General features: G+C 31.2%; 10 protein-coding genes. All 10 read right to left on the bottom strand.

The features are described from left to right. Positions 1 to 25: 25 nt before the first annotated feature. Entirely contained in the window at positions 26 to 754 is a 729-nt protein-coding gene (gene cas5c, locus B2671_RS02825) for a type I-C CRISPR-associated protein Cas5c (RefSeq protein ID WP_346869059.1), read from the bottom strand. A gap of 14 nt (positions 755 to 768) precedes the next feature. Beyond that, positions 769 to 1767: a helicase-related protein gene (locus B2671_RS02820; RefSeq protein ID WP_346869058.1), complete on the bottom strand. Its 999-nt coding sequence runs from the start codon at positions 1765 to 1767 to the stop codon at positions 769 to 771. A gap of 82 nt (positions 1768 to 1849) precedes the next feature. Further along, positions 1850 to 3082 (bottom strand): CRISPR-associated endonuclease Cas3'', encoded by a 1233-nt coding sequence (locus tag B2671_RS02815; protein ID WP_422653218.1) that lies wholly within the window; start codon positions 3080 to 3082, stop codon positions 1850 to 1852. A 201-nt stretch (positions 3083 to 3283) separates the two neighbouring features. Next, positions 3284 to 3469, bottom strand: coding sequence for a hypothetical protein (locus B2671_RS02810; protein ID WP_346869056.1), 186 nt, complete (start codon positions 3467 to 3469; stop codon positions 3284 to 3286). Positions 3470 to 3681: 212 nt separating this feature from the next. Further along, positions 3682 to 3876: a hypothetical protein gene (locus tag B2671_RS02805; RefSeq protein ID WP_346869055.1), complete on the bottom strand. Its 195-nt coding sequence runs from the start codon at positions 3874 to 3876 to the stop codon at positions 3682 to 3684. A 334-nt stretch (positions 3877 to 4210) separates the two neighbouring features. Continuing rightward, positions 4211 to 4510: a nucleotidyltransferase domain-containing protein gene (locus B2671_RS02800; protein WP_346869054.1), complete on the bottom strand. Its 300-nt coding sequence runs from the start codon at positions 4508 to 4510 to the stop codon at positions 4211 to 4213. A 1-nt stretch (position 4511) separates the two neighbouring features. Further along, a complete protein-coding gene (locus B2671_RS02795; protein WP_346869053.1) occupies positions 4512 to 4949 on the bottom strand; it encodes an HI0074 family nucleotidyltransferase substrate-binding subunit in 438 nt (145 codons plus the stop codon). Positions 4950 to 5488: 539 nt separating this feature from the next. Beyond that, positions 5489 to 6103, bottom strand: a complete 615-nt coding sequence (locus tag B2671_RS02790) for a hypothetical protein (protein ID WP_346869052.1) — start codon at positions 6101 to 6103, stop codon at positions 5489 to 5491. A 188-nt stretch (positions 6104 to 6291) separates the two neighbouring features. Continuing rightward, a complete protein-coding gene (gene dnaB, locus B2671_RS02785; RefSeq protein ID WP_346869051.1) occupies positions 6292 to 7620 on the bottom strand; it encodes a replicative DNA helicase in 1329 nt (442 codons plus the stop codon). A 1-nt stretch (position 7621) separates the two neighbouring features. Beyond that, a partial coding sequence (locus B2671_RS02780; RefSeq protein ID WP_346869050.1) for a conserved phage C-terminal domain-containing protein occupies positions 7622 to 7880 on the bottom strand: 259 nt, incomplete at its 5' end.

Raw genomic sequence — 7880 nt, 5'->3', positions numbered from 1 at the left:
GCAATTCTCATAAGTATCATAAAGTTTATGAATCCAACTCAATAATCTCTCCCTCCTTTTCAAACTCTGAATATCCACTAAAATTAGTTTCATCAAATACCTTAGGTTTCATTGATGAAAGGTCTCGTTTTATAGTGCATTCATCAGGATTTAAAAATTTGATATATCCATTGTTCATTATAGGTGCCCAAAGCCTAGCTGTTAGCATATCTTCTCCTGTTTCATCAGGATAGTCAAAACCATGAAACATTAGTCCAAAGGAAAGTGACCCATAATTGTCATATGCACCTTCACCTTCTCCAAATTTACATGGTTCAACATATCCCTGACATTCCCTAGTACCTAGAAAAACATCTCGTCTTCCACCACATTTAATCATTCTTTTAGCTATTTGATAATGTTTATTCTCATTTCTATCCTCCGCTAAATTGGGACGATTATAATTCCACTCAAAATGTGCCCTTACTTGATATTCAACATTAGATAAGTATGTATAAATAGACAAAGTGTTTCCTCCATTAAAGTTAATAGGGCGTATCACCTGTGATTGTGTTTTAATCAAATTCATAACTCTAACTTCGTCTATTATCCATATTAATGTTGGTTTCCAATATACACTCTCCAATATTCCTTTCAGTGCTTGATATGTTGGTACTTGATATGAAAACTTTTCTCCACCAATTCTATTTATAGGATCACTAAAAAGTGCATATCTGCCACTAACTTTAAATTCAACTATATTTTTTCTTTCCAATTACCTCACACTCCTCAATAATTACAAAATTCCATTGGAGCTTTTTCAAATGTAACTCCCACATCCTCTTTGTAAAATTCCTCCCTAAGAGCAAGTACTGAATTGTTTTTCAGTCCTACAATTCCTCCTATTTCTTCTAATTTCCTTTTGTCTATTTCAAATAAATTTACTGAAAACTGCTGTGCTTTCTTCAAGTACTTCTTCATATCACTCAAGTCACATTCACCATTTATAAGAGTTATAAGATTCTTACCTTCTCCATATGGGACTATCACACCTGTTGTATTCTGATCAATTACTTGAAAATTGTCCCCCGCAGTTTTGAATCCTTGCTTTAACATCAATTGTGATTTGTGACCATTTCGGCTATTAAATGAATTATCAGCTTCTCTATTTGAGGATAATAATTCATACATTGATTTATCGTTGTTTCCCTTAGATAATGTATAATTCATCTCTCTACTTCTATTATAGAAATAGTACTTATAATATCTTTCCATTGCTTTTAGAGAAAGCAAGTCATTATCAAATATATTTGGATTTTCTTTAAATTCACTTAAAACTCTCTTTGTACATTCTTGACCTTCTTTGATATCTACCAATTTGCTAACATTCTCTTCCTCAATGTTAACTATATAAACATCACTGCAAATTGTTTCTCCATGACGGTTACATCTCCCCGCTGCTTGAGCAATACTATCAAGTCCAGCAAGAGACCGGACTACACAACCAAAAGATACATTAACACCAGCCTCTATTAATTGAGTACTAACGCAAATTACCCTCTGATATCCTAACTTTTTTCTCATCTCTTTTAGAATATTCATCCTATGAGAAGGACACATGCTTGTACTTAGATGAAAAATACAATACTGCTTTTCTTTAGGTAAATCACTATTTGTATCCTTTAACTTGTTGAAAATCGTTTTCGCTAATCTCTTAGTATTCATAATTACAAGTAGACTGTCCACGTGATTCATCGCATCCAAAACAAAATCTCTTAATAACTCCACACTGTATCCTCCAATAACCCTCTTATCAACCAAATTTACACGCTTAAATTGCTTAAATTTCTCATGCATATCTGAAATTATATTAGNNCTCACTGAGTTTTAAAGGCATCTCTGTGGTTGCTAAAAGTGGTTGCGTTGCTGTACAAAGTATAATCGTTGCATTGCAAATATTTGATAGGAAATTAATCGCACTATTAAACATATTAATACATTTAATTGGAATAGCTTGAATTTCATCAAATATTATCACTGAATTTGAAAGGTTATGCATTCTCCTAACCCCTTGTGTTCCTCCACTAAACAAAGTATCAAGGAACTGTACCATTGTTGTAAGAACAATAGGACTATCCCATCGTTCAGTTAAAAGTTTATAACCTTCTTTCTCATTATCAACAAGTAGATTCGAATGATGTTCTAGGATTATATCATCCCGTCCTAAAATATCTCTTATTTCCTTAGCATTTTGATCGATTATAGTAGTGAATGGAATAATGAAAAAAATTCTATCTTTATTAAATTTCTTTGCATGGTGTAAAGCATATCTCAAGCTAGAAAGAGTTTTACCGCCTCCCGTTGGTACTGAAAGCTGATATATTCCAGTATTGTTTTCTGCAAAATTCTTACAAGACATAGAAACTTCTTCTCTTAGCAAATCTATTCTACTAAGTTTCGGGTAAGTTTCTAGTTTAGCTTCTAAGACATCAGCAAGTTCTTTCCACAAGACTGATTTGTCTATTTTCTGTTGTATTTCCTTACCTTCCATAAATGTATAGGTATCATATCTGTCTGCATCAATAACACAACTAAACAAGTACTTTTCTATCATTCCAGCTGCGAACTGTCCAAATTTACGCTTATTATCTATATTGTTAACCTTAGTAAGAATACCCTTTATTTCTTCCTTTGATTTATTAAATAAACTAATAATATGTTCTGTTTCTAAACACTCTGACTTAAAATTACTTACCGCTTCATCATAAGAAATATCTTTATCTGTGTTCATTTTATTAGTAAATATCTCTATGCCATTCAAGTCTAGGCAGTCTATGAGTCCGCCATGATGGGAACAAATTGCCAGTGAAATAAGCTGTGCCGCAAACTTCTGATATGGATCAGTTGTATTATAAAAATTATCATAAATAAACTTTGCACCTGCTGTTGAGTGGTTTACTGTTCCTTTAAGCGATTTATCATTAGGATTTAAAAATGAATAATGTATATAAGAATTAAATTTATTTGTTTCCTTTCCCATATCATGAAGAATGCCAATTAATTCTCCTGTAGCCCCTAGGGAAACTTTGGCACCATACTCCATTGACATTTTAGAAACATTGCATAAGTGCTCTTTAACACTTTGCTCCTTTAAAGTTTTAGTATTAATATGAGCACAAAACATATAGTCACTCCTTTGCTATTTTTTTAATAAAAATATGATGTTAATATACAAATCATAATATTTACTATGGATTTTGTTTACAAATATAATATTATCTATCATATAAGTATACTATACTACTTATTGTAGTATTTTTCCATATATCAAATTTATACCTCTTAATACTAAATTATTTTTATCTTTATCTTCAGTATCATAATAACTTTCTCTGTAAGGAAAGAGCATCATCTCTGCATCTTGTTCTTTAGATGAACTTACCCCTATAGATTCTATGATCTGAAGATAATCTATTATAAGTCCTTGCACATAATCTGTTGTATTGCCTTCATTTTTATTGTAAATTTATTCAAGGTCATAATTGCAGTCCTATTCATTAAAAGGTGTTTTAGATAACTCATTTTTAAATGGACTATTAGGCTTATCAATATCAATGGCTAGATTTTTTTCAAGTAATTTAACATCATTTAGGATAGTTTTTAATTTTGGTGCAATAGTTGAAAATGTTTCATTAATGCATTTTACAGCATTATAGAATCCACCTTGGTTGTACACAGTACTAATAGAATATATCCTGTTGCATATTTTTTAATATATTGTAATGTTTTGTAGTCAATTCTTCGGCCTCTTAAACATGGTCTTCCATGTTTCCCCGTAGGGAGTGGTTTTAGGTCATATATAGCAGTATCACTACGAATAGCACCTATAACATGCATGTTATCAAACTCTCTTATAGGTGTTACAAATGGTTTCTTGGTATACCAACTATCGCAAACAACAATCTCAATGCTTTTTTATAAATTTCTCTTAGAGGAATTTAATTGAGCGAACCTCTTGAATAGAAATCATTGCCATGATTATCATAATGAAGTTTTTAAACACAATGTTTGACTTAGTGTCATTGGCTATGTTGGTAGCAAGCTAATAAACACAAGCCATCTCTAAAAAGAAATGGCTTGTGTTTATTTCTATTTACTTTTTCACTAACTGCTGCAATTAAACTTCTTCTCGCCCAAACTGCAAAAGATTTGATTTTATTCTTATCCATCTTTAATCTCTACTTAAATTATTATAAATTTCTATTCCATCTCTATCTATTTGTAATTTTATATCTTCGTTCATAGCATCTAAAAAAACAATATCTAAAGAATATATTCCCACAAGTTCATCCAATTCTACAGATATAGTACCCTTATACTTTTTATCACATAGAATGCCTAGGTCTATATCAGAATTATAATTATAGTTTCCCTTTGCTCTTGAACCAAAAAGAATCACTTTTTTTATATATTTATTACTTTTAAAATATGACATTAAGTTTATATATATCTTCTCTTCTATTCCATACATCTTACAATTTCTCCATTGATACTTTATCTAAAAGTTCTTCTATGGCGTCTATATATTTGTCTATTATGTCATTTTTTATAATTTCATAATCCTCTTCATTATATATATGGGCACTTGAGTTTCTTGCAAATAATATGTCATTCCAAACAATCATATCTTCTATGAGACCCTCCTTGAATGCATGTTTATAGCAGCCTCTAGGGTTATTTATCTCAAGTCCATCAGCTTTAAAAATTTTAGATAATAACTTCCATGTTAAATCCTCTAAAGTTTCATACTTTTTTATAATAGAATCTCTATATACTTCTAATGTTATCTCATCTGCATCTTCTAACTTTCTATAATTTTCTCTTATATTTTTTAAATGCATAAGCATCCTATATGTGTAATTATAAGTTAAATTAATTGATTCATCATATTTATCTAATATTCCACTCATCTAATCACCCCTAAGTTTTAAATCTAAAAATTATTGTTGTTTATATTATTATATCTCAACATCTGTTAGAGTTATAGTCCTCTTTTCTAATGTCCACTTATAATGTTAAAGATAATCAGTATAATTAGTTTTAATATCAATATTCTTTATCTCTGTTTCTGCTGAAGCTATTATTCTTGTATCAATGCCAAAGAAACTTACAGCATTGTCTTTAAAAAATTCCATTGTTTTTTTAATACAGCATCCTTTACTTTATTATAATCCATAATTATCTCCTCTTTCTAGTTGTTTATATTACTATTATTTCCAACTAAAAAGAATTTATACGAATGTACATTCTTATACTGTGTATAAAACAAAGACTTTCCAAAAATATATCACTAATCNNTAATCTTATTAAAAATGGTGAGCATGTACTTTAATATAAGTGCATACTCACCATTTATTTAAGTTATCTTACTTTAAGAAAACCCCTATTATTTTATTTCATCAATGGCTATTATTCATACATAAATGTAACTACCCTTCAAATTTATAACCTATTCTCCACCCTTACCTAGCGCTGAAGAATCCCCACTTTCAATGATTTTTCCAGTAGCTTTATCTTTAAAATTAACTATAGTTTTTGCTGTATCAAAAGATTTTCCATTCATAGCTTGATACATGTTTCCAGACATATAAAATCCTACTGCTACAAAAGGTTGAAGTCCACCATAAGATGCTTTATCAACCATAATATCAAATTGTGTCAAATCATCATTATATTTTATCTCTGCAAAAGAAGGATAATTTTCTTTGTCAGCTAAAGTCTCCTTAATACTCTCGTCTACTGCCTGTTTCATGCTCTCTAATAACTCTTTGTGAGTTTTCTTATCCATAATATATGTTACAGAACCATCTTCATTGACTTTAACTTCATGTACACCCTTTGCCTTTGCTTCTTTCTCTATAGTAGTCTTATCACTTCCGTCAAAAAAGGCTGCAGGCAACGTTACTTCTACATCAAATAATTTTTTTTGTGAAGACATCTCTCCCTCGTTACTTTCTGTTTTCTTTTCTGCCTTATCTCCATGGTCTGAGTCCTTTACACCACAGCCTACCATTGTAATTGCCATTGTAGTTACAAATAGTAATGCTAAAATTCTCTTCTTCATAGATTTTTACCCCCATATTTAGCTAATTATAGCCTTATTTTTATGTTCTTTAACATAATTTTTATAACAACTATGTGAAAGCATTATAATTTTTATATTATACTTAAAATATTAACATAAATAACATTATATATCATTAATTTTGCTCAAAAGTATAAATTCATTACATGAAATTATCTATTAGGCCTCTACTCCAGCCCCAACACTCTCTGATACTTTCCAATCCATCCTAGATTTACATTCCTCACTTCACCATTTCTATTTTTACCTATGATAATTTCCATGATTTCTTTAGGTGTTTCCCTATCTTCCTCTTTATTTTTATCTTTATTTTCAGTGTCATAATAACTTTCTCTATAAGGAAAGAGCACCATATCTGCATCTTGTTCTATGGAGCCAGATTCTCTTAAGTCTGATAGCATTGGTCTTGGATCATTTCTGCTTTCTGCTGCCCTGGAGAGTTGAGCTAATGCTATGACGGTAATTTTTAAGGATTTTGCCATTACCTTTAGCTCCCTTGATATCTTTGCAACTTCTTGTTCTCTAGATGAACTTACTCCAACAGATTCTATGAGCTGAAGATAATCTATTATTATCACATCTAAACCTTCTTTTTCCTTTAAAGTCTTCGCCTTTCCTCTTATGGTTGGAAGTGTAGTTGATGTGTCATCTATGAAGATTTTCCTCTTTGAAAGTTCTGAGGCTCCTACCATAAGTTTATTTAGGTGATCTTCTTCTAGATTTCCACTTTGTATATCTTTAAGAGAAATCAGGCACCTGGCAGAAAGCATTCTTTGTACAAGTTGATTCTTTGGCATTTCTAAGGAGAATAAGCCCACCTTTGCCTCTTTGGAAACATGTTGGGCAAGGTTTAAAGCAAAGGCTGTCTTTCCCATGGAGGGTCTTGCAGCTATAATAACTAGTTCTCCAGATTTTAAGCCTGAGGTCACTTCATCTAAGTCCTTATACCCCGTGGAAATACCTTCAAGGGCCCTTTTATCCAGGTATCTTTTTTCAATGTGACTTATGGTACTCTCCAGTGTATCCATAATAGGTTCCATATCTTCCATGGCTGCACTGCTATAGGCTTTATGAATATTATCCTCTAACTCTTCCACCACTTGGTCTACAAGGAACTCTCCATAACTCTCATCAATGGCTTTTCTGCAAGCCTTTATAACCCTTCTTCTGCTTGCTTTATCCATGATAATTTCACAATAATTTCTTATATTACTTAGGTACACAGCAGAACTAGAAAGCTTAGAAAGGTATGTTATACCATTGCATTTTTCTAAAACTTCCCTAGATTTTAGTTCCTCGGAAAGGGTTATTAAATCTATATTAATGTCCCTAGCTCTAAGATTTAAAATCCCTCTATAAATCACTTTATGATTTTCATAATAAAAATCTTCTAAATTTAAAATATCCTCCACCTCATAAATTTTATCCTTATCGTTAATTAACACCCCAATGACTACCTGCTCTGCTTCTAGACTATGTGGCATCACCATATCCATGCTACATGTCCTCCTTCAAAACTATATTCTTTAGCTTTTCCTTTAACTCAGCTTTATTTCTTTCATCACTAAGGACCATATTTCCCCTCTTAAATTTCCCGTCACTTTCCTTTTCTGGTTTTCTTTCTTGATTTAGATAGGTCTCAAATTTATTGCCAAAGAGAGTAGTCGGAACTAAATATTGCTGAAACTTGGTGCCTTTCCATTTATATTTCATATTATCAATAACGGTTTTAAAGTCCTCTATGGTAAAGCCTTCA

The organism is Clostridium sp. UBA5119, from assembly GCF_002414285.1.
Lineage (GTDB): Bacteria > Bacillota > Clostridia > Clostridiales > Clostridiaceae > Clostridium_J > Clostridium_J sulfidigenes.
Note: the sequence above shows the minus strand (reverse complement) of the source record. Positions and strands in the feature narration are given on the sequence as shown.

What these genes read in the sequence shown, in the direction of transcription:
- B2671_RS02805 (WP_346869055.1), bottom strand. Translation starts at nt 3,876, where the DNA reads ATGCATGTTATAGGTGCTATTCGTAGTGATACTGCTATATATGACCTA.
- B2671_RS02800 (WP_346869054.1), bottom strand. Translation starts at nt 4,510, where the DNA reads ATGTATGGAATAGAAGAGAAGATATATATAAACTTAATGTCATATTTT.
- B2671_RS02795 (WP_346869053.1), bottom strand. Translation starts at nt 4,949, where the DNA reads ATGAGTGGAATATTAGATAAATATGATGAATCAATTAATTTAACTTAT.
- B2671_RS02790 (WP_346869052.1), bottom strand. Translation starts at nt 6,103, where the DNA reads ATGAAGAAGAGAATTTTAGCATTACTATTTGTAACTACAATGGCAATT.
- dnaB (WP_346869051.1), bottom strand. Translation starts at nt 7,620, where the DNA reads ATGGATATGGTGATGCCACATAGTCTAGAAGCAGAGCAGGTAGTCATT.